This window comes from Escherichia sp. MAL-1 (assembly GCF_052948035.1).
The window spans coordinates 2,214,593-2,233,706 of the sequence record NZ_CM129609.1 but is presented as its reverse complement, the minus strand read 5'-3'; the positions used below and the strand labels follow the sequence as shown (position 1 = coordinate 2,233,706).

The following is a 19,114-nucleotide window of genomic DNA, read 5'->3' as shown; positions in this document are numbered from 1 at the left end:
CTCTGTGCGCTAATTCTCCATCTGGCGTAGGGAAAATCACATCTGAATCAGGAATTAACAATGAAACCTGTAAAACCACCTCGTATTAATGGACGAGTGCCGGTCCTGTCGGCACAGGAAGCGGTGAATTATATTCCCGACGAAGCAACACTTTGTGTGTTAGGCGCTGGCGGCGGTATTCTGGAAGCCACCACGTTAATTACAGCTCTTGCTGATAAATATAAACAGACTCAAACGCCACGTAATTTATCGATTATTAGTCCGACAGGGCTTGGCGATCGCGCCGACCGTGGTATTAGTCCTCTGGCGCAAGAAGGTCTGGTGAAATGGGCATTATGTGGTCATTGGGGACAATCGCCGCGTATTTCTGAACTCGCAGAACAAAATAAAATTATTGCTTATAACTACCCACAAGGTGTACTTACACAAACCTTACGCGCTGCCGCAGCCCACCAGCCTGGTATTATTAGTGATATTGGCATCGGGACATTTGTCGATCCACGCCAGCAAGGCGGCAAATTGAATGAAGTCACTAAAGAAGACCTGATTAAACTGGTCGAGTTTGATAACAAAGAATATCTCTATTACAAAGCGATTGCGCCAGATATCGCCTTCATTCGCGCTACCACCTGCGACAGTGAAGGCTACGCCACTTTTGAAGATGAGGTGATGTATCTCGACGCATTGGTTATTGCCCAGGCGGTGCACAATAACGGCGGTATTGTGATGATGCAGGTGCAGAAAATGGTTAAGAAAGCCACGCTGCATCCTAAATCTGTCCGTATTCCGGGTTATCTGGTGGATATTGTGGTGGTCGATCCGGATCAAAGCCAACTGTATGGCGGTGCGCCGGTTAACCGCTTTATTTCTGGTGACTTCACCCTTGATGACAGCACCAAACTCAGCCTGCCCCTAAACCAACGTAAATTAGTTGCGCGGCGTGCATTATTCGAAATGCGTAAAGGCGCGGTGGGGAATGTCGGCGTCGGTATTGCTGACGGCATTGGCCTGGTCGCTCGGGAAGAAGGTTGTGCTGATGACTTTATTCTGACGGTAGAAACAGGTCCGATTGGCGGAATTACTTCACAGGGTATCGCCTTTGGCGCGAACGTGAATACCCGCGCCATTCTGGATATGACGTCCCAGTTTGATTTTTATCACGGTGGTGGTCTGGATGTTTGTTATTTGAGTTTTGCTGAAGTCGACCAGCACGGTAACGTCGGCGTGCATAAATTCAATGGCAAAATCATGGGTACCGGTGGATTTATTGATATCAGTGCCACCTCGAAGAAAATTATTTTCTGCGGCACGTTAACTGCGGGCAGTTTAAAAACAGAAATTGCCGATGGCAAATTGCATATCGTCCAGGAAGGACGGGTAAATAAATTTATTCGGGAACTACCGGAAATTACTTTTAGCGGAAAAATCGCGCTCGAACGGGGACTGGATGTTCGTTACATCACCGAACGTGCTGTATTCACGCTGAAAGAAGACGGCCTGCATTTAATCGAAATCGCCCCTGGCGTCGATTTACAAAAAGATATTCTCGACAAAATGGACTTCACCCCAGTGATTTCGCCAGAACTCAAACTGATGGACGAAAGATTATTTATCGATGCGGCGATGGGTTTTGTCCTGCCTGAAGCGGCTCATTAACAGGAGTATAATGATGGATTTTTCTTTAACTGAAGAACAAGAACTGCTGCTGGCCAGTATTCGCGAACTGATTACGACTAACTTTCCGGAAGAGTATTTCCGCACCTGCGATCAAAACGGGACATATCCGCGTGAGTTTATGCGGGCGCTGGCGGATAACGGTATTTCCATGCTTGGCGTGCCGGAAGAATTTGGTGGTATCCCTGCGGATTACGTCACCCAAATGCTGGCGCTGATGGAAGTGTCAAAATGCGGTGCTCCGGCATTTTTAATTACCAACGGTCAATGTATTCACAGTATGCGCCGTTTCGGTTCTGCAGAGCAGCTACGTAAAACGGCAGAGAGCACCCTGGAAACGGGTGATCCCGCCTATGCCCTGGCGTTGACGGAACCAGGTGGTGGCTCAGATAACAACAGTGCCACGGTGATGCTGCCAACTTACTGATTTAGTGTATGATGGTGTTTTTGAGGTGCTCCAGTGGCTTCTGTTTCTATCAGCTGTCCCTCCTGTTCAGCTACTGACGGGGTGGTGCGTAACGGCAAAAGCACCGCCGGACATCAGCGCTATCTCTGCTCTCACTGCCGTAAAACATGGCAACTGCAGTTCACTTACACCGCTTCTCAACCCGGTACGCACCAGAAAATCATTGATATGGCCATGAATGGCGTTGGATGCCGGGCAACAGCCCGCATTATGGGCGTTGGCCTCAACACGATTTTACGTCACTTAAAAAACTCAGGCCGCAGTCGGTAACCTCGCGCATACAGCCGGGCAGTGACGTCATCGTCTGCGCGGAAATGGACGAACAGTGGGGCTATGTCGGGGCTAAATCGCGCCAGCGCTGGCTGTTTTACGCGTATGACAGGCTCCGGAAGACGGTTGTTGCGCACGTATTCGGTGAACGCACTATGGCGACGCTGGGGCGTCTTATGAGCCTGCTGTCACCCTTTGACGTGGTGATATGGATGACGGATGGCTGGCCGCTGTATGAATCCCGCCTGAAGGGAAAGCTGCACGTAATCAGCAAGCGATATACGCAGCGAATTGAGCGGCATAACCTGAATCTGAGGCAGCACCTGGCACGGCTGGGACGGAAGTCGCTGTCGTTCTCAAAATCGGTGGAGCTGCATGACAAAGTCATCGGGCATTATCTGAACATAAAACACTATCAATAAGTTGGAGTCATTACCAACAGCGTTGATACATGACAACCTCCCTATTCCATGAGCAAGCAAAAACAATATATGCCGGATAAAATACGGCGTGTATTGCGGTTATACAACCGCGTTTAGCGAGAGCTAAACAAGATTATTTACACTGAATGCAAGATTGTACGGTCATGGAATAACTATATTGCCGCAAATTGCACTTTTGTTTTAGCGATCGCATTTTTTTTGCAAGATTGTTGGCAAGGAAAACAGCTTGCTCCGTCGAAAACCCCGCACCGCTATCGCACACTATTTTCAGGCCATTTTTACCTTCCATCGGAGATGGTTCCGTATGCGACTCACAGGAGAAATCATGAAAATAATAACCTGCTTTAAGCTGGTGCCTGAAGAATAGGACATTGTTGTCACTCCAGAATACACCCTGAATTTCGACAATGCCGACGCCAAAATCAGCCAGTTCGATCTCAATGCCATTGAAGCTGCAAGCCAGCTCGCAACAGATGACGATGAGATAGCCGCGCTGACCGTTGGCGGCTCATTGTTGCAGAACTCGAAAGTGCGCAAAGACGTGCTATCCCGCGGGCCGCACAGCCTGTATTTGGTGCAGGATGCGCAACTTGAACATGCACTGCCTCTCGATACCGCAAAAGCGCTGGCGGCAGCAATTGAAAAGATCGGCTTCGATTTACTGATCTTTGGTGAAGGTTCCGGCGACCTTTATGCCCAGCAGGTTGGCTTGCTGGTCGGAGAAATTCTGCAACTTCCGGTGATTAATGCAGTGAGTGCTATTCAGCGTCAGGGCAATACACTGGTGATTGAACGCACGCTTGAAGATGATGTTGAAGTTATTGAACTCTCTGTTCCAGCCGTGCTCTGCGTCACCTCCGATATTAACGTGCCACGCATTCCTTCGATGAAAGCCATTCTCGGCGCGGGTAAAAAACCGGTAAATCAGTGGCAGGCAAGTGATATTGACTGGAGCCAGAGCGCGCCACTTGCTGAACTGGTCGGCATTCGCGTACCGCCGCAAACAGAACGTAAGCACATCATTATCGATAACGATTCGCCGGAGGCCATTGCCGAGCTGGCGGAACATCTGAAGAAAGCCCTGAACTGAAGCCTACGGAGAAGAAACGATGAGTCAATTAAACAGCGTCTGGGTCTTTAGCGATAATCCTGAACGTTATGCTGAACTGTTTGGCGGCGCTCAGCAATGGGGCCAACAGGTGTATGCCATTGTACAAAATACCGACCAGGCGCAGGCAGTTATGCCTTATGGTCCAAAATGTCTTTATGTTCTTGCGCAAAACGACGCGCTGCAACGCACTGAAAATTACGCCGAAAGCATTGCTGCCCTGCTGAAAGATAAACACCCCGCTATGTTGCTGTTGGCCGCGACGAAACGTGGTAAAGCGCTGGCAGCACGGTTAAGTGTGCAACTGAATGCGGCGCTGGTGAACGATGCCACGGCGGTGGATATTGTCGATGGTCACATTTGCGCCGAACACCGGATGTATGGCGGGTTAGCGTTCGCTCAGGAAAAGATCAACAGCCCGCTGGCGATCATTACCCTTGCACCCGGTATTCAGGAACCGTGCACCAGTGATACCTCTCATCAGTGCCCGACAGAAACGGTACCTTATGTTGCTCCGCGTCATGAAATTCTCTGTCGCGAACGCCGTGCGAAAGCCGCAAGCAGCGTGGACCTGAGCAAAGCAAAACGTGTGGTTGGCGTCGGTCGTGGACTGGCGGCGCAGGATGACCTAAAAATGGTCCACGAACTGGCGGCGGTGCTGAATGCTGAAGTCGGCTGTTCACGTCCAATTGCCGAAGGCGAGAACTGGATGGAGCGTGAACGTTATATCGGTGTCTCCGGCGTGTTGCTGAAATCCGATCTCTACCTGACGCTGGGGATCTCCGGGCAGATCCAGCATATGGTTGGCGGCAACGGCGCAAAAGTGATTGTCGCCATCAATAAAGATAAAAATGCGCCAATCTTCAACTATGCCGACTACGGTCTGGTGGGCGATATCTACAAAGTCGTCCCTGCCCTGATTAGCCAGTTGAGCCGCTAATTCCCCTTTCAACCACATCTCCCGCTGTAAACGCAGCGGGAAGGGAGCATAACGCATGTCGGATGACAAATTTGATGCCATTGTGGTCGGTGCGGGCGTTGCTGGTAGCGTTGCCGCACTGGTCATGGCACGAGCCGGGCTGGATGTCCTGGTGATAGAACGCGGCGACAGTGCCGGATGTAAAAACATGACCGGCGGGCGTCTTTATGCCCACACACTTGAAGCAATCATTCCAGGCTTTGCAGTATCAGCGCCGGTAGAACGCAAGGTCACACGCGAGAAAATCTCCTTCTTAACCGAAGAAAGCGCCGTTACCCTCGATTTTCACCGCGAGCAGCCAGATGTTCCGCAACACGCATCTTATACCGTATTGCGTAATCGTCTGGACCCGTGGTTGATGGAACAAGCCGAGCAGGCGGGCGCGCAGTTTATCCCAGGCGTTCGCGTCGACGCGCTGGTTCGTGAAGGAAACAAGGTCACTGGCGTGCAGGCTGGGGATGATATTCTCGAAGCGAATGTGGTGATTCTGGCTGATGGCGTTAACTCGATGCTTGGCCGCTCGCTGGGAATGGTTCCCGCTTCCGATCCGCATCATTACGCTGTTGGTGTTAAAGAGGTTATTGGCCTCACACCAGAACAGATCAACGATCGCTTTAATATTACGGGCGAGGAAGGTGCCGCCTGGCTGTTTGCCGGTTCCCCTTCTGACGGCCTGATGGGCGGGGGATTTCTCTATACCAACAAGGATTCCATATCCTTGGGGCTGGTTTGTGGATTGGGTGATATCGCCCATGCGCAAAAAAGCGTGCCGCAAATGCTGGAAGATTTTAAACAACACCCCGCCATTCGCCCGCTGATTAGCGGCGGCAAACTGCTTGAATATTCCGCGCATATGGTGCCGGAAGGCGGTCTGGCAATGGTGCCGCAACTGGTTAACGAGGGCGTGATGATCGTTGGTGACGCCGCAGGCTTCTGCCTGAATTTGGGTTTTACGGTCCGCGGCATGGATTTAGCCATTGCATCGGCTCAGGCTGCCGCCACAACGGTGATCGCCGCCAAAGAACGCGCGGATTTCTCCGCCAGCAGTCTGGCGCAATACAAACGTGAGCTGGAACAAAGCTGCGTCATGCGTGATATGCAGCATTTTCGCAAGATCCCGGCGCTGATGGAAAACCCGCGCCTGTTTAGCCAATACCCACGAATGGTAGCCGACATCATGAACGAGATGTTCACCATCGACGGCAAACCAAACCAGCCGGTACGAAAAATGATCATGGGACATGCGAAGAAAATTGGGCTGATCAACTTGCTGAAAGATGGCATTAAGGGAGCAACCGCGCTATGAGCCAGAACGCTACGGTTAACGTCGACATCAAATTAGGCGTCAATAAATTCCATGTTGATGAGGGCCACCCGCATATCATTCTGGCGGAAAATCCCGATATCAATGAATTCCATAAATTAATGAAAGCCTGCCCTGCCGGACTTTATAAGCAGGATGACGCAGGAAACATTCATTTTGATTCCGCCGGTTGTCTGGAGTGCGGCACCTGTCGGGTGCTGTGCGGTAACACTATTCTCGAACAGTGGCAATATCCCGCAGGCACCTTCGGTATTGATTTTCGCTACGGCTAATCATGCATCCCACAGGCCCGCATCTCGGGCCTGATGTTCTGTTTCGAGAGTCCAACATGAAAGTGACATTAACGTTTAACGAACAACGTCGTGCGGCGTATCGTCAGCAAGGGTTATGGGGCGATGCTTCGCTGGCCGATTACTGGCAGCAGACCGCTCGTGCGATGCCAGACAAAATTGCCGTGGTCGATAATCATGGTGCATCGTACACCTATAGCGCGCTCGATCACGCCGCGAGCTGTCTGGCAAACTGGATGTTAGCGAAGGGTATTGAATCAGGCGATCGCATCGCATTTCAACTGCCTGGCTGGTGTGAATTTACCGTTATCTATCTTGCCTGCCTGAAAATCGGTGCAGTTTCCGTGCCGCTGTTGCCTTCCTGGCGGGAAGCAGAACTGGTGTGGGTGCTCAATAAGTGTCAGGCAAAAATGTTCTTTGCACCGACGTTGTTTAAACAAACGCGTCCGGTAGATTTAATCCTGCCGCTGCAAAATCAGCTTCCACAACTACAACAAATTGTCGGCGTGGACAAACTGGCTCCCGCCACCTCTTCCCTCTCATTAAGTCAGATTATCGCCGACAATACCTCACTGACCACGGCGATAACGACCCACGGCGATGAATTAGCTGCGGTGCTGTTTACCTCCGGAACCGAGGGTCTGCCAAAGGGCGTGATGCTAACGCATAACAATATTCTCGCCAGTGAGCGGGCTTATTGCGCGCGACTGAATCTGACCTGGCAGGATGTCTTTATGATGCCTGCGCCACTTGGTCACGCAACGGGCTTTCTGCATGGCGTAACGGCACCATTCTTAATTGGCGCTCGCAGCGTGTTGTTAGATATTTTCACTCCTGATGCGTGTCTCGCGCTGCTTGAGCAGCAGCGTTGCACCTGTATGCTCGGCGCAACGCCGTTTGTCTATGATCTTTTGAATGTACTAGAGAAACAACCCGCGGACCTTTCAGCGCTGCGTTTCTTTCTTTGCGGCGGAACCACAATCCCCAAAAAAGTGGCGCGTGAATGCCAGCAGCGCGGCATTAAATTATTAAGTGTTTATGGTTCCACAGAAAGTTCGCCGCATGCGGTGGTGAATCTCGATGATCCTTTGTCGCGCTTTATGCACACCGATGGTTACGCTGCCGCAGGTGTAGAGATTAAAGTGGTCGATGACGCACGCAAGACCTTACCGCCAGGTTGCGAAGGTGAAGAAGCCTCGCGTGGCCCCAATTTGTTTATGGGGTATTTTGATGAACCTGAATTAACCGCCCGTGCCCTGGATGAAGAAGGCTGGTATTACAGCGGCGATCTCTGCCGTATGGATGAGGCTGGCTATATAAAAATTACCGGACGCAAAAAAGATATTATTGTCCGCGGCGGCGAAAATATTAGCAGCCGTGAAGTGGAAGATATTTTATTGCAGCATCCTAAAATTCACGATGCCTGTGTGGTTGCAATGCCCGATGAACGTTTAGGTGAACGATCATGCGCTTATGTCGTGCTGAAAGCGCCGCATCATTCATTATCGCTGGAAGAGGTGGTGGCTTTTTTTAGCCGTAAACGGGTCGCAAAATATAAATATCCTGAACATATCGTGGTAATCGAAAAACTACCGCGCACTGCCTCAGGTAAAATACAAAAGTTTTTGTTAAGAAAAGATATTATGCGGCGATTAACGCAGGATGTCTGTGAAGAGATTGAATAAGTTTCATCTTCGGGGATCACATAACCCCAGCGACTGAACGCCGCCGGGGATTTATTTTATTTCTTCAGTTCAGCCAGGCTTAACCAGGTTTGCACCACGGTGTCCGGATTCAGAGACAGGCTATCGATCCCCTCTTCCATCAACCATGCGGCAAAATCTTCGTGGTCGGACGGACCCTGACCGCAAATCCCGACATATTTGCCCTGTTTCTTCGCGGCACGGATAGCCATCGACAGCAATGCTTTCACCGCATCGTTGCGCTCATCGAACAATTCAGACACCACGCCGGAGTCACGGTCCAGACCGAGCGCCAGCTGCGTCATATCGTTTGAGCCAATTGAGAAGCCGTCGAAATATTCGAGGAACTGCTCGGCCAGCAAGGCGTTGGACGGGATTTCACACATCATGATGATTTTCAGCCCGTTCTCACCACGTTTCAGCCCCTGACGCGCCAGTTCCTCAACCACCGCTTTCGCCTGATCTACGGTACGCACGAACGGGATCATGATCTCAACGTTGGTCAGCCCCATGTCGTTGCGCACACGTTTCACTGCTTCGCACTCCAGCGCGAAACAGTCGCGGAAGCTGTCGGAAATATAGCGTCCCGCGCCACGGAAGCCGAGCATCGGGTTCTCTTCATCTGGCTCGTAACGCTCACCACCGACCAGGTTGGCATATTCGTTCGATTTAAAATCAGAGAGACGGACAATGACGCGCTTCGGATAAAACGCGGCACCCAGCGTCGCGATCCCTTCAGTCAGACGACCAACGTAAAATTCACGCGGAGAATCAAAACCTTTCATCATCTCGCGGATTTCGTTTTGCAACTGCGGTTCCTGATCGTCAAACTCAAGCAGTGCGCGTGGGTGGACGCCAATCATACGGTTGATGATAAATTCCAGACGCGCAAGTCCCACGCCTTCGTTCGGCAGACAGGCGAAGTCGAAAGCTCGGTCCGGGTTACCGACGTTCATCATCACTTTCAACGGCAGATCCGGCATCGTTTCTACGCTGGAGCTTTTCACGCTAAATTCCAGCAACTCCGCATAGACGTAACCGGTATCACCTTCGGCACAAGAAACAGTGACGTTCTCACCGTCTTTCATCCGTTCTGTTGCATCACCACAGCCCACTACCGCCGGAATGCCCAGTTCACGAGCGATGATCGCCGCGTGACAGGTACGACCGCCACGGTTGGTGACAATGGCAGATGCTTTCTTCATGATCGGTTCCCAGTCCGGGTCGGTCATGTCAGTAACCAGCACGTCGCCAGGTTCGATGCGGTTCATTTCGCTGATGTCATGGATGACTTTCACCGGACCCGCGCCGATGCGATGACCGATAGCACGGCCTTCGGCGATAATCTTACCCTGTGAATGCAGCGTATAACGCTCCATGACCTGACCGCGTGAGCGCACGGTTTCCGGACGCGCCTGCACAATGAACAGTTTGCCGGTGTGGCCATCTTTCGCCCACTCAATATCCATCGGGCGACCGTAGTGTTTCTCAATTTGTACGGCCTGTTTTGCCAGTTCCTGCACTTCTTCGTTGGTCAGCGAGAAGATGTCACGCTGTTCCTGCGGTACGTCTTCGATTTTAACCTGCTTGCCGTGCTCCTGGGTCGGCGCGTAAACCATGCGGATTTTTTTCGACCCCATGGTGCGGCGCACGATAGCCGGGCGATTCGCTGCAAGTGTCGGTTTATGGACGTAAAACTCATCCGGGTTAACCGCGCCCTGCACGACCATTTCACCAAGGCCCCATGCGGAAGTGATAAACACCACCTGGTCAAAGCCGGATTCGGTATCAATGGAGAACATCACGCCAGAAGATGCGAGGTCAGAGCGCACCATCCGTTGAACACCGGCGGAGAGCGCCACACCACGGTGATCGTAACCCTGGTGCACACGATAAGAGATGGCGCGATCGTTAAACAGAGAAGCAAATACATGTTTCACTGCCACGAGAACGGCGTCAAAACCCTGAACGTTGAGGAAGGTTTCCTGCTGACCGGCAAAGGAAGCGTCCGGCATATCTTCTGCAGTAGCGGAGGAGCGCACCGCAAAAGAGGCGTTTTCGTCATCGGCGGAAAGCTGTGCATAAGCTTCGCGGATGGCATTTTCCAGCTCAGGCTGGAAGGGAGTGTCGATAATCCACTGGCGGATTTGCGCGCCCGCTTTCGCAAGCTGGGTAACATCGTCAATATCCGTTTTATCCAGCAGTTCATAAATGCGCTGGTTTACGCCGCTTTGGTCCAGAAACTGGTTAAACGCGTCGGCGGTTGTGGCGAAACCATTCGGAACGGAAACACCCATTCCGGAAAGGTTAGTAATCATTTCACCCAGGGAGGCATTTTTGCCCCCAACCCTGTCTACATCATTCATGCCGAGTTGGTTATACCAAAGCACCAGCGGTGACGAGCCATTGTTGGACATCGAACAATCCTTTTGTGATAAATGAACGGTTTGAGAAACACATTTCTGCGCATTTATCTTTGCATATTTAACCGGATGAAAAAAACGGTGAATCGTTCAAGCAAATATATTTTTTTACTTTTTAAGACTGATCCCAGCGTTGCGCAAATCTGCTCTCTTCGACAATTTCCACATAAACCATCGGTATAAACGAAACCATAAAAATGAAATGCTGTTTTCATAAAAAATAAAATTGAAGGTTCATTTTATAAACCAGACATAACGTCCTACGCTTCTGTGCGTTTTTAATTTATGCTTTCATAGAATTATGTCTGCATCACGGGAAGAACAAAATGGATAATGCTGTTGATCGCCACGTTTTTTATATTTCTGATGGTACGGCAATAACTGCGGAGGTATTAGGACACGCAGTAATGTCACAATTTCCCGTCACTATCAGCAGCATTACGCTGCCGTTTGTCGAAAATGAGAGCCGTGCACGGGCAGTGAAGGATCAGATTGACGCAATTTATCACCAGACAGGCGTGCGCCCGCTGGTCTTCTACTCCATCGTGTTGCCGGAGATTCGCGCCATCATCTTGCAAAGTGAAGGCTTTTGCCAGGATATCGTTCAGGCGCTGGTTGCCCCGCTACAACAAGAGATGAAACTGGATCCAACGCCGATTGCTCATCGTACCCATGGCCTTAACCCTAATAATCTCAATAAATATGATGCGCGCATTGCGGCGATTGATTACACCCTTGCCCACGATGACGGCATTTCGTTGCGCAATCTGGATCAGGCTCAGGTGATCCTGCTCGGTGTTTCTCGCTGTGGTAAAACCCCCACCAGTCTGTATCTGGCAATGCAATTTGGTATCCGCGCGGCAAACTACCCCTTTATTGCCGACGATATGGATAATCTGGTGCTACCCGCGTCGCTCAAACCGCTTCAGCATAAATTGTTCGGCCTGACTATCGACCCGGAGCGTCTGGCGGCGATTCGCGAGGAACGTCGGGAGAACAGCCGCTATGCCTCGCTTCGTCAGTGCAGGATGGAAGTCGCGGAAGTAGAAGCGTTGTACCGTAAAAATCAGATCCCGTGGATTAACAGTACCAATTATTCGGTAGAAGAGATTGCCACCAAGATCCTCGATATCATGGGGCTTAGCCGCCGAATGTACTAGAGAACTAGTGCATTAGCTTATTTTTTTGTTATCATGCTAACCACCCGGCGAGGTGTGACACACCTCGCACTTGAAATCAGCTGCGATTGGTTTATCGTGATGCGCATCACTTCCCGGTAGTCCTGCCGTAGAAGCAACAAATTTCTGAGACTTGTAATGAACAGAACTGACGAACTCCGTACTGCGCGTATTGAGAGCCTGGTAACGCCCGCCGAACTCGCGCTACGGTATCCCGTAACGCCTGGCGTCGCCACCCATGTCACCGACTCCCGCCGCAGAATTGAAAAAATACTGAATGGTGAAGATAAGCGACTGTTGGTCATTATTGGCCCCTGCTCGATCCACGATCTCACCGCTGCAATGGAGTACGCCACCCGTCTGCAGTCGCTGCGCAACCAGTACCAGTCACGGCTGGAAATCGTAATGCGCACCTATTTTGAAAAACCACGAACTGTTGTCGGCTGGAAAGGGCTAATCTCCGATCCGGATTTAAACGGCAGCTATCGGGTAAATCACGGTCTGGAGCTGGCGCGCAAATTACTTTTACAGGTAAATGAGCTGGGTGTCCCTACCGCGACTGAGTTTCTCGATATGGTGACCGGTCAGTTTATTGCTGATTTAATCAGTTGGGGCGCGATTGGCGCACGTACTACCGAAAGTCAGATCCACCGCGAAATGGCTTCAGCACTCTCCTGTCCGGTAGGTTTTAAAAATGGTACCGATGGCAACACGCGGATTGCCGTGGATGCTATCCGCGCAGCCCGCGCCAGCCATATGTTCCTCTCGCCAGACAAAAATGGTCAGATGACCATCTATCAGACCAGCGGCAACCCGTATGGCCACATTATTATGCGTGGCGGCAAAAAACCGAATTATCATGCCGATGATATCGCCGCAGCCTGCGATACGCTGCACGAGTTTGATTTACCTGAACATCTGGTGGTGGATTTCAGCCACGGTAACTGCCAGAAGCAGCACCGTCGCCAGTTAGAAGTTTGTGAGGATATTTGTCAGCAAATCCGCAATGGCTCTACGGCGATTGCTGGAATTATGGCGGAAAGTTTCCTGCGCGAAGGAACGCAAAAAATCGTCGGCGGTCAGCCGCTCACTTACGGTCAATCCATTACCGACCCGTGTCTGGGCTGGGAAGATACCGAACGCCTGGTCGAAAAACTCGCCTCTGCGGTAGATACCCGCTTCTGAATGCGTGCCCATTCCTGATGGGATGGGCATTTCTGCGCAACTTGTTGTCTTCTCAACACATTACTGCTTGCTCTGGCCTGCCATAATATTGATAATAAGAATCATTGTTATATCAATTATTATTAATTTTTATGCGTTATACGGATAGCAGAAAACTCACGCCTGAAACGGATGCCAATCACAAGACCGCTTCCCCGCAGCCCATCCGGCGAATTACCAGCCAGACACTGTTAGGTCCGGATGGCAAACTGATTATCGATCATGACGGGCAAGAATATCTGCTCCGTAAAACTCAGGCTGGCAAGCTGCTGTTAACTAAGTAGCCTTTAACTCGAGCAGCTGACTTCCAGCCGTTTACCCCAGTCAGGTGGACGACTGACATAGTCATCATCTCTGTCGCTGAAAGGATTTCGCAACGCCTCATGCAGGCGGTGCAATTCCATCATATCACCCTTTTCTGCCGCTTCAATCGCCCGTTGCGCCAACCAGTTGCGCAATACCAGAGCTGGGTTAACGCTTTGCATCAGTTGCTGACGCTCACTATCGCTAACCTCGTCTTGTTGCAAACGCCCCCGATAACGGGCAAACCAGTCATCAAATGCCGCACGATCAATAAACTCATCACGTAGCGGTGACGCCGCGCTGTGCTGCTCGGTCAGACTCAGCATGCGGAATGTGCGGGTATAATCGCTGCGCTCTCGCGCCATCAGACTGAATAATTCATTCAGTAGCGCGTTATCCTCTTTTTGCTCCGTCATGAAGCCCAGTTTCTGCCGCATCCGTTGTCCATAATGCGTCAACAAAACCTGCTGATAGCTGTCCAGGGCCTCATTCAGGGCATCTACGGCAACAAATGGTGACAATGTCTGCGCCAGACGCTGTAAATTCCACAACGCGACAGCAGGTTGATTATCAAAGCTATAACGCCCTTGATGATCCGAGTGATTACAAATAAAACCGGGTTCGTAATCATCAAGAAAACCAAACGGCCCGTAATCAAGCGTCAGTCCCAGCAGCGACATGTTGTCGGTATTCATCACCCCATGTGCAAAGCCGACCGTCTGCCATTGGGCAATTAACGACGCGGTACGTGCGACAACATCGCTAAACCAGAGACGGTATTTGTCCTCATCATCTTCAAGATGTGACCAGTAATGACGAATAGCAAAGTCAGCTAACTGACGAACCTTTTCCGACTCGCGGCGGTAGTAAAAATGTTCGAAATGACCAAAGCGCAGATGACTTGGTGCCACACGCATCAGCATCGCGCCTGGCTCCGCCGTTTCCCGATACACTGGCGAATCGCTGGTGACGATACTTAACGCGCGGGTCGTCGGAATGCCCAGATAATGCATCGCCTCACTGGCGAGACTTTCTCGTATCGTCGAACGTAAAACCGCCCGTCCATCACCCATTCGCGAATAAGGCGTCAGGCCAGCACCTTTCAGATGCCAGTCCATTGTAGTGCCATCAGCAAGCAGTTGTTCGCCGAGTAAAATGCCGCGCCCATCACCCAGTTGGCCCGCCCAGACGCCGAACTGATGACCACTGTAAACCTGCGCCAGTGGTGACATACCAGGCAGTAGGGCTTCGCCGCCCCAGACACCTGCGCCATTTTTAAACAGCGACGATGGAATACTCAGCGTGTTAGCCAGTTCGGTATTATGCCAAATCAGCCGGGCATTATTTAAAGGCGTAGGGGAAAGTGCTGTATAGGTTTCTGGCAATTCATCGCGCCAGCGGGTAACAAAAGACAGGGTCATAGATCCTCCTGTTTGATAGTGTAGACGGTTACTCTCGTCTTAAACACCAGCAAACAGAAGGGTTATCGCTGAACCAACGTCGTTATCTGATTTATGGGAACGGCAGGCCACAGGCATCCCTGGAGAGCATGGAAATCGAAGGGGGTAATCTGTGCCAATATTTCTGCCGTATCAATGCCTCCCGCAATGATGCAATTGCAACAAGGGGAAATTTGCGCCTGGATCGCACGAATAAACGGTTCGAAGGAGCGGTGCGTGATTTGTTGCTGAATAAAACTTTTATCCAGCATGACGCGGGTGAAAAGACCATCAAAAACCGCTTTCATTGTGCTATTGCCTGCTCCCAAATTACCTAACGCAAGGGGATACACTTGCGATAAGGATAAAAGACCGCGATTATCTTTTCCTTCATTGAGATGCGGGTAATTCTCATTAATCAACAGTTCAATAAACGGATATTTTAATAGTTCGCCTGCGTAATTATCCCTCTCTAATAATAATGTAGCCACTTGTGGCGTTAAATTAAGCCAGGCAAAGAGTTTATGTTGAATAAAAAAATGTTGGCATGATTTTAGTAATTCCAACTGCTCTGAAAATAATTGCCAATGTTGCTCCTCGGTAAGTTGCGCTATAACCCGACTCGTCGGGATACGCACCGTGCCATCTTCACTGGAGAAATGGGTAATTAACTCAACGCCGACAAGGACTTGCTGGTTGTCTCTTATCGGCAGGAAATAGCAATCAGAATGATAAAGATTCTCCAAAAAAATCTTCATGGTAACCGTCCCTCTCGAAGGATGTTTTTCAGTATCCGGCTAAAAGGGATGAGGCCATAAGACATAACAATTACAGAAGGAGTAACTTTCATTTGTTCCATGTTAACCACTTTTTCAGGGGTCCTTTTTTTAGATTATCCTGATTATAAACGAATAATCCATTTACGGAATTTTTGTCTGCAAAATACTACTGTATTCAGGAGTAAATGGACGGCGATGTATCATCGCCGTCCATTTTTCGACATACTAGATTCGTCTCGCCTGCCAGAAATTTTTCTGCCAATAGACATTATCAAGTGAGGAACGCATCACTCCCTTGCTGGTAGAGGCGTGGATAAATTGGTTGTTGGTATCGTAAATACCTACATGCAAACCATTTTGTCCGGACCCCGTTTTGAAAAAGACCAGGTCACCTGGCAGCAACTCGTCTTTATCAATTTGCGTGCCAATAGAGGCTTGTTGTTTGGTTTCACGGGGCAGCTGCAAATCGAAACGATCGCGCATCGTCACAACCACAAATCCCGAACAGTCCACACCGCGCCGCGTCATGCCACCATAACGATACGGCGTGCCATGCCAGCTTTGTAGCTGGTCGTTCAAACCGGCAATAACGGTAATCGAATCAGAAAGTCTGGCATTTGGCGGCGGTGCTTTATGGTGGCTACACCCGGCCAGAAGCAGTGCTGTGATCAAAATAAGGCAGAAACGCATTCCGTACGGTTCCTCTGTTTTTTATTCTTGCATTAATTTAGCGTCGTAATTACCCGATTTTCAAGATACTAATGAAATCAGATGGTCGAAATCAGCATTCTGTGACCTTCGATATCCAGACGGCGAAAATTCATCCCATAGGCCTGCGCCAGATTTGGCGGCGTGAGCACCTCTTCCCTGCGTCCACTGGCCAGCATTTTTCCACCTTTTAGCAACCACGCCCGATGCGCATGACGCAATGTGTGGTTGAGATCGTGACTGCTCATCACAATCGCCAGTCCTTGCTGACACAGCGCGCTCAGAATTTTGTCTAACGCACTTTGTTGCGCAACATCAAGACTGTTCATCGGCTCATCAAGAAGCAGCAATTGGCCTGCGGGATTGGCTTGTGGTGTGATTTGCAACACCACCGCAGCAAGACGTACGCGTTGCCATTCACCGCCGGAAAGTTGATTGGTGCTACGTCCGAGTTTGTCATCAAGAGCCAGCGCCCCTGCGACATCATTCAGTAGTTCGGTACGCGTTTTATCGTGCTGATGCAGTGTCAGGTAGTGCCAGACCGGCATTGCAAACGGCGGCGTCTGCTGTTGTGAAAGATAGGCGCGATGCAGCGCGAGTTTTGTTGCGGACCATGCTTCCAGTGGTTGCCCCGCGAACTGAATGCTTCCCTTACCGCTGGTCATTCCGGCCATTCGCGCCAGTAAGGTACTCTTACCCGCGCCATTCGGCCCCACCAGGTGCAGGATCTCCCCAGCCCGAACCTCGCCAGAAAGCGGCCCCAGGCGGGTAGATTCCGCAACATCTTGTAACTGCATCACAATAGACATTATTTTGCCAACGCCAGTTTAATGCTTTCCATCACAATGGGATCTTCCGGCGTCATATCCGGGGAAAAACGCTGGATGACTTTTCCGTCCCTGCCAACCAGGAATTTTTCAAAATTCCATAAAATATCATCCGGGTACAGCGGTGCACGGCCTTTGCTGACCATACGGGCATAGAATCCGCTCTCTTCCGGCGCGACTGCGGTCGGCGCTGCGGCAATCAATTTTTGATACAGCGGATGGCGTCCTTCGCCATTAACTTCAATCTTACTGAACATCGGGAACGTCACCCCCCATGTGGTGGTACAGTAAGTTTTAATCTCTTCATCGCTGCCCGGTTCTTGTTCCAGAAACTGGTTGCACGGGAATCCCAGCACCACAAAACCTCGATCGGCCCAGGCTTTCTGAATATTCTCCAACTGCTCATATTGCGGCGTTAAGCCACACTTTGAGGCGACATTGACAATCAACAGCACATTACCGGCGTACTTCTCCAGCGTGGTCACTTCACCGTCGATATCTTTCACTACGGTCGTCAGAATGGAATCTTGCATCGTTTCTCCTGGGTGTGGTCAGTAAAAATCTTAGCTTTTAATCATAGACCGTCTTTTTGCGGCTAACGTCTTGCTTTTAACAATAACCAGATAAACACCGGCGCACCCAACGTTGCGGTGACCACTCCAATAGGCAGCTCTGCGGCAGCTAATGCCAAGCGCGCTACAATATCGGCCAGCAGCAATGCGCTCGCCCCTGCCAGCGCGCAGCCGGGAAGTAATACGCGATGATCGGTTAAACCACACAACCGAAGAATATGTGGGATCACCAGACCAATAAAGCCGATAGCACCCGCCAGCGCCACACTGACGCCAACCATCCAGCCGGTCGCGGCCACCAGCACATTGCGCCAGAACCACAGGGGTAAACCCAGTTGCCGCGCCGAGATCTCGCCAAGTGCTAACATATTCATCGGCCTGGACTGACAACAGATCCACAACAACACGGGGATCAATGCCAGCATCAGCCAGCTTTGCCGCCAGTCTACGCCGCCAAAACCGCCCATCATCCAGTACATCAGCTGACGTAAATCAACAGAGGTGGAAAAGTAGATAGCCCACGTCATTAGTGCGCTACAGATAATCCCTAATGCAACGCCAGCCAGCAATAACCGACTGGTCGAAAGATGACGACGGGCGAAACGTAAGAGTATTAAAGTGATGATAAGCGCGCCAGCAATCGCACACAGCCCTAGCGCCCAGTTGGGGAGTTGCCCTTGCCCAAGCAATACCGCGGCGATAAGCCCCACGCCTGCGCCGTTAGAGACGCCAAGTAGTCCAGGTTCTGCCAGAGGATTTTCAAACAACGCCTGCATTACAGCGCCGGATATAGCCAGCGCCGCACCAACCAGCAATACAGCCAGCGTACGTGGCAGGCGAATTTGCCAGACGAACAGTTCGCCACGAGGAGTAAACCAGTCACCTGGCGAGATCCATTGTTCACCGGCGCAAAGGCTTAAGAGAAGCGCCAGCAGCATCAAAACTGACAGGCATAATAACCAGCGAATATTTTGTCGCTGTTGTTGGCGGGCAAGTGTCAGCATGGTATCCGTTCTGCTGAAGTGTCATGGCGTTAATTTTACGGTGACTCTTCGACAGTGAAAAGAAAAAAGGCCGCAGAGCGGCCTTTTTAGTTAGATCAGATTACTCGTCTTTGGGCGAAGCGTTTTCGACCCGGCTTTTTAACTTCTGCCCGGGTCTGAAGGTCACCACGCGCCGTGCTGTAATGGGAATATCCTCGCCCGTTTTCGGGTTACGTCCCGGGCGTTGATTCTTATCACGCAGATCGAAGTTACCAAAACCAGAGAGTTTCACCTGTTCGCCGTTTTCCAGAGCGCGACGGATCTCTTCGAAAAACAGTTCAACCAGTTCTTTGGCATCCCGCTTGCTAAGCCCAAGCTTATCAAACAGATATTCTGACATTTCAGCTTTTGTAAGCGCCAT

18 protein-coding genes and 1 pseudogene are annotated in these 19,114 nt (G+C 50.8%); 11 read left to right on the top strand and 8 right to left on the bottom strand.

Annotated features, from left to right (window positions below; translation table 11 throughout):
* The first annotated feature begins 60 nt into the window (after positions 1–60).
* The 8 genes and pseudogenes from ACU8XX_RS10885 to fadK all read left to right on the top strand — a co-directional run bounded on the left by ACU8XX_RS10885 (position 61) and on the right by fadK (position 8,239).
* Positions 61–1,656 (top strand): acyl CoA:acetate/3-ketoacid CoA transferase, encoded by a 1,596-nt coding sequence (locus ACU8XX_RS10885; protein ID WP_000805691.1) that lies wholly within the window; start codon positions 61–63, stop codon positions 1,654–1,656.
* Between the two features lie 13 nt (positions 1,657–1,669).
* Positions 1,670–2,080, top strand: a pseudogene (locus ACU8XX_RS10880) (acyl-CoA dehydrogenase family protein); the annotation flags it as partial.
* 54 nt (positions 2,081–2,134) lie between these two features.
* A protein-coding gene (locus ACU8XX_RS10875; protein ID WP_103215986.1) for an IS1-like element IS1A family transposase occupies positions 2,135–2,832 on the top strand; the annotation gives its coding sequence in 2 pieces (ribosomal slippage) (positions 2,135–2,384 and positions 2,384–2,832; 699 coding nt in all).
* A gap of 391 nt (positions 2,833–3,223) precedes the next feature.
* Positions 3,224–3,943: an electron transfer flavoprotein gene (locus ACU8XX_RS10870; protein ID WP_225389212.1), complete on the top strand. Its 720-nt coding sequence runs from the start codon at positions 3,224–3,226 to the stop codon at positions 3,941–3,943.
* Positions 3,944–3,962: 19 nt separating this feature from the next.
* Positions 3,963–4,901, top strand: a complete 939-nt coding sequence (locus ACU8XX_RS10865; protein WP_112034051.1) for an electron transfer flavoprotein subunit alpha — start codon at positions 3,963–3,965, stop codon at positions 4,899–4,901.
* Positions 4,902–4,956: 55 nt separating this feature from the next.
* Positions 4,957–6,246 carry an FAD-dependent oxidoreductase gene (locus ACU8XX_RS10860; protein ID WP_001278525.1) on the top strand — a complete coding sequence of 430 codons (1,290 nt, stop codon included), beginning with the start codon at positions 4,957–4,959 and terminating at the stop codon, positions 6,244–6,246.
* A complete protein-coding gene (locus ACU8XX_RS10855) occupies positions 6,243–6,536 on the top strand; it encodes a ferredoxin family protein (RefSeq protein WP_000081081.1) in 294 nt (97 codons plus the stop codon). The genes ACU8XX_RS10860 and ACU8XX_RS10855 overlap by 4 nt, the downstream gene beginning before the upstream one ends.
* Positions 6,537–6,592: 56 nt before the next feature.
* Positions 6,593–8,239, top strand: a complete 1,647-nt coding sequence (gene fadK / locus ACU8XX_RS10850) for a medium-chain fatty-acid--CoA ligase (RefSeq protein WP_240765499.1) — start codon at positions 6,593–6,595, stop codon at positions 8,237–8,239.
* Between the two features lie 56 nt (positions 8,240–8,295).
* On the opposite strand, the gene ppsA is transcribed toward fadK, so the two are convergent.
* Complete coding sequence (gene ppsA, locus ACU8XX_RS10845) at positions 8,296–10,674, bottom strand: phosphoenolpyruvate synthase (protein ID WP_000069369.1); 2,379 nt, start codon at positions 10,672–10,674, stop codon at positions 8,296–8,298.
* Positions 10,675–11,006: 332 nt separating this feature from the next.
* On the opposite strand from ppsA, the gene ppsR reads away from it, so the two are divergent.
* From ppsR to hemP, 3 genes are all read left to right on the top strand, one after another.
* Positions 11,007–11,840, top strand: coding sequence for a posphoenolpyruvate synthetase regulatory kinase/phosphorylase PpsR (gene ppsR / locus ACU8XX_RS10840; RefSeq protein ID WP_000368046.1), 834 nt, complete (start codon positions 11,007–11,009; stop codon positions 11,838–11,840).
* Positions 11,841–11,996: 156 nt separating this feature from the next.
* The gene (gene aroH, locus ACU8XX_RS10835; RefSeq protein WP_001082226.1) at positions 11,997–13,043 is read left to right on the top strand and encodes a 3-deoxy-7-phosphoheptulonate synthase AroH; all 1,047 of its coding nucleotides are present in this window, start codon (positions 11,997–11,999) and stop codon (positions 13,041–13,043) included.
* Positions 13,044–13,174: 131 nt separating this feature from the next.
* On the top strand, positions 13,175–13,366 hold the full coding sequence (hemP, locus tag ACU8XX_RS10830) for a hemin uptake protein HemP (RefSeq protein WP_001270810.1): 192 nt from the start codon (positions 13,175–13,177) through the stop codon (positions 13,364–13,366).
* Between the two features lie 3 nt (positions 13,367–13,369).
* Here the strand turns inward: hemP and selO are convergent, their stop codons facing one another.
* The 7 genes from selO to ihfA all read right to left on the bottom strand — a co-directional run bounded on the left by selO (position 13,370) and on the right by ihfA (position 19,114).
* On the bottom strand, positions 13,370–14,806 hold the full coding sequence (selO, locus tag ACU8XX_RS10825) for a protein adenylyltransferase SelO (RefSeq protein ID WP_000175708.1): 1,437 nt from the start codon (positions 14,804–14,806) through the stop codon (positions 13,370–13,372).
* A gap of 62 nt (positions 14,807–14,868) precedes the next feature.
* Complete coding sequence (gene ydiV, locus ACU8XX_RS10820) at positions 14,869–15,582, bottom strand: anti-FlhDC factor (protein ID WP_016242177.1); 714 nt, start codon at positions 15,580–15,582, stop codon at positions 14,869–14,871.
* 246 nt (positions 15,583–15,828) lie between these two features.
* Entirely contained in the window at positions 15,829–16,293 is a 465-nt protein-coding gene (locus tag ACU8XX_RS10815; protein ID WP_001209795.1) for a C40 family peptidase, read from the bottom strand.
* 77 nt (positions 16,294–16,370) lie between these two features.
* A complete protein-coding gene (gene btuD / locus ACU8XX_RS10810) occupies positions 16,371–17,120 on the bottom strand; it encodes a vitamin B12 ABC transporter ATP-binding protein BtuD (protein WP_000029466.1) in 750 nt (249 codons plus the stop codon).
* Positions 17,120–17,671 (bottom strand): bifunctional thioredoxin/glutathione peroxidase, encoded by a 552-nt coding sequence (gene btuE / locus ACU8XX_RS10805; protein WP_001154183.1) that lies wholly within the window; start codon positions 17,669–17,671, stop codon positions 17,120–17,122. Before btuE ends, btuD begins: the two co-directional genes overlap by 1 nt.
* A 62-nt stretch (positions 17,672–17,733) precedes the next feature.
* Positions 17,734–18,714 carry a vitamin B12 ABC transporter permease BtuC gene (gene btuC / locus ACU8XX_RS10800; RefSeq protein WP_000956529.1) on the bottom strand — a complete coding sequence of 327 codons (981 nt, stop codon included), beginning with the start codon at positions 18,712–18,714 and terminating at the stop codon, positions 17,734–17,736.
* A 100-nt stretch (positions 18,715–18,814) separates the two neighbouring features.
* Entirely contained in the window at positions 18,815–19,114 is a 300-nt protein-coding gene (gene ihfA, locus ACU8XX_RS10795) for an integration host factor subunit alpha (protein WP_001229265.1), read from the bottom strand.

Bases quoted from the DNA above. Each gene is read 5' to 3' on its own strand.
- ACU8XX_RS10885 (WP_000805691.1), top strand. From the start codon at position 61: ATGAAACCTGTAAAACCACCTCGTATTAATGGACGAGTGCCGGTCCTG.
- ACU8XX_RS10865 (WP_112034051.1), top strand. From the start codon at position 3,963: ATGAGTCAATTAAACAGCGTCTGGGTCTTTAGCGATAATCCTGAACGT.
- ACU8XX_RS10860 (WP_001278525.1), top strand. From the start codon at position 4,957: ATGTCGGATGACAAATTTGATGCCATTGTGGTCGGTGCGGGCGTTGCT.
- ACU8XX_RS10855 (WP_000081081.1), top strand. From the start codon at position 6,243: ATGAGCCAGAACGCTACGGTTAACGTCGACATCAAATTAGGCGTCAAT.
- fadK (WP_240765499.1), top strand. From the start codon at position 6,593: ATGAAAGTGACATTAACGTTTAACGAACAACGTCGTGCGGCGTATCGT.
- ppsA (WP_000069369.1), bottom strand. From the start codon at position 10,674: ATGTCCAACAATGGCTCGTCACCGCTGGTGCTTTGGTATAACCAACTC.
- ppsR (WP_000368046.1), top strand. From the start codon at position 11,007: ATGGATAATGCTGTTGATCGCCACGTTTTTTATATTTCTGATGGTACG.
- aroH (WP_001082226.1), top strand. From the start codon at position 11,997: ATGAACAGAACTGACGAACTCCGTACTGCGCGTATTGAGAGCCTGGTA.
- hemP (WP_001270810.1), top strand. From the start codon at position 13,175: ATGCGTTATACGGATAGCAGAAAACTCACGCCTGAAACGGATGCCAAT.
- selO (WP_000175708.1), bottom strand. From the start codon at position 14,806: ATGACCCTGTCTTTTGTTACCCGCTGGCGCGATGAATTGCCAGAAACC.
- ydiV (WP_016242177.1), bottom strand. From the start codon at position 15,582: ATGAAGATTTTTTTGGAGAATCTTTATCATTCTGATTGCTATTTCCTG.
- ACU8XX_RS10815 (WP_001209795.1), bottom strand. From the start codon at position 16,293: ATGCGTTTCTGCCTTATTTTGATCACAGCACTGCTTCTGGCCGGGTGT.
- btuD (WP_000029466.1), bottom strand. From the start codon at position 17,120: ATGTCTATTGTGATGCAGTTACAAGATGTTGCGGAATCTACCCGCCTG.
- btuE (WP_001154183.1), bottom strand. From the start codon at position 17,671: ATGCAAGATTCCATTCTGACGACCGTAGTGAAAGATATCGACGGTGAA.
- btuC (WP_000956529.1), bottom strand. From the start codon at position 18,714: ATGCTGACACTTGCCCGCCAACAACAGCGACAAAATATTCGCTGGTTA.
- ihfA (WP_001229265.1), bottom strand. From the start codon at position 19,114: ATGGCGCTTACAAAAGCTGAAATGTCAGAATATCTGTTTGATAAGCTT.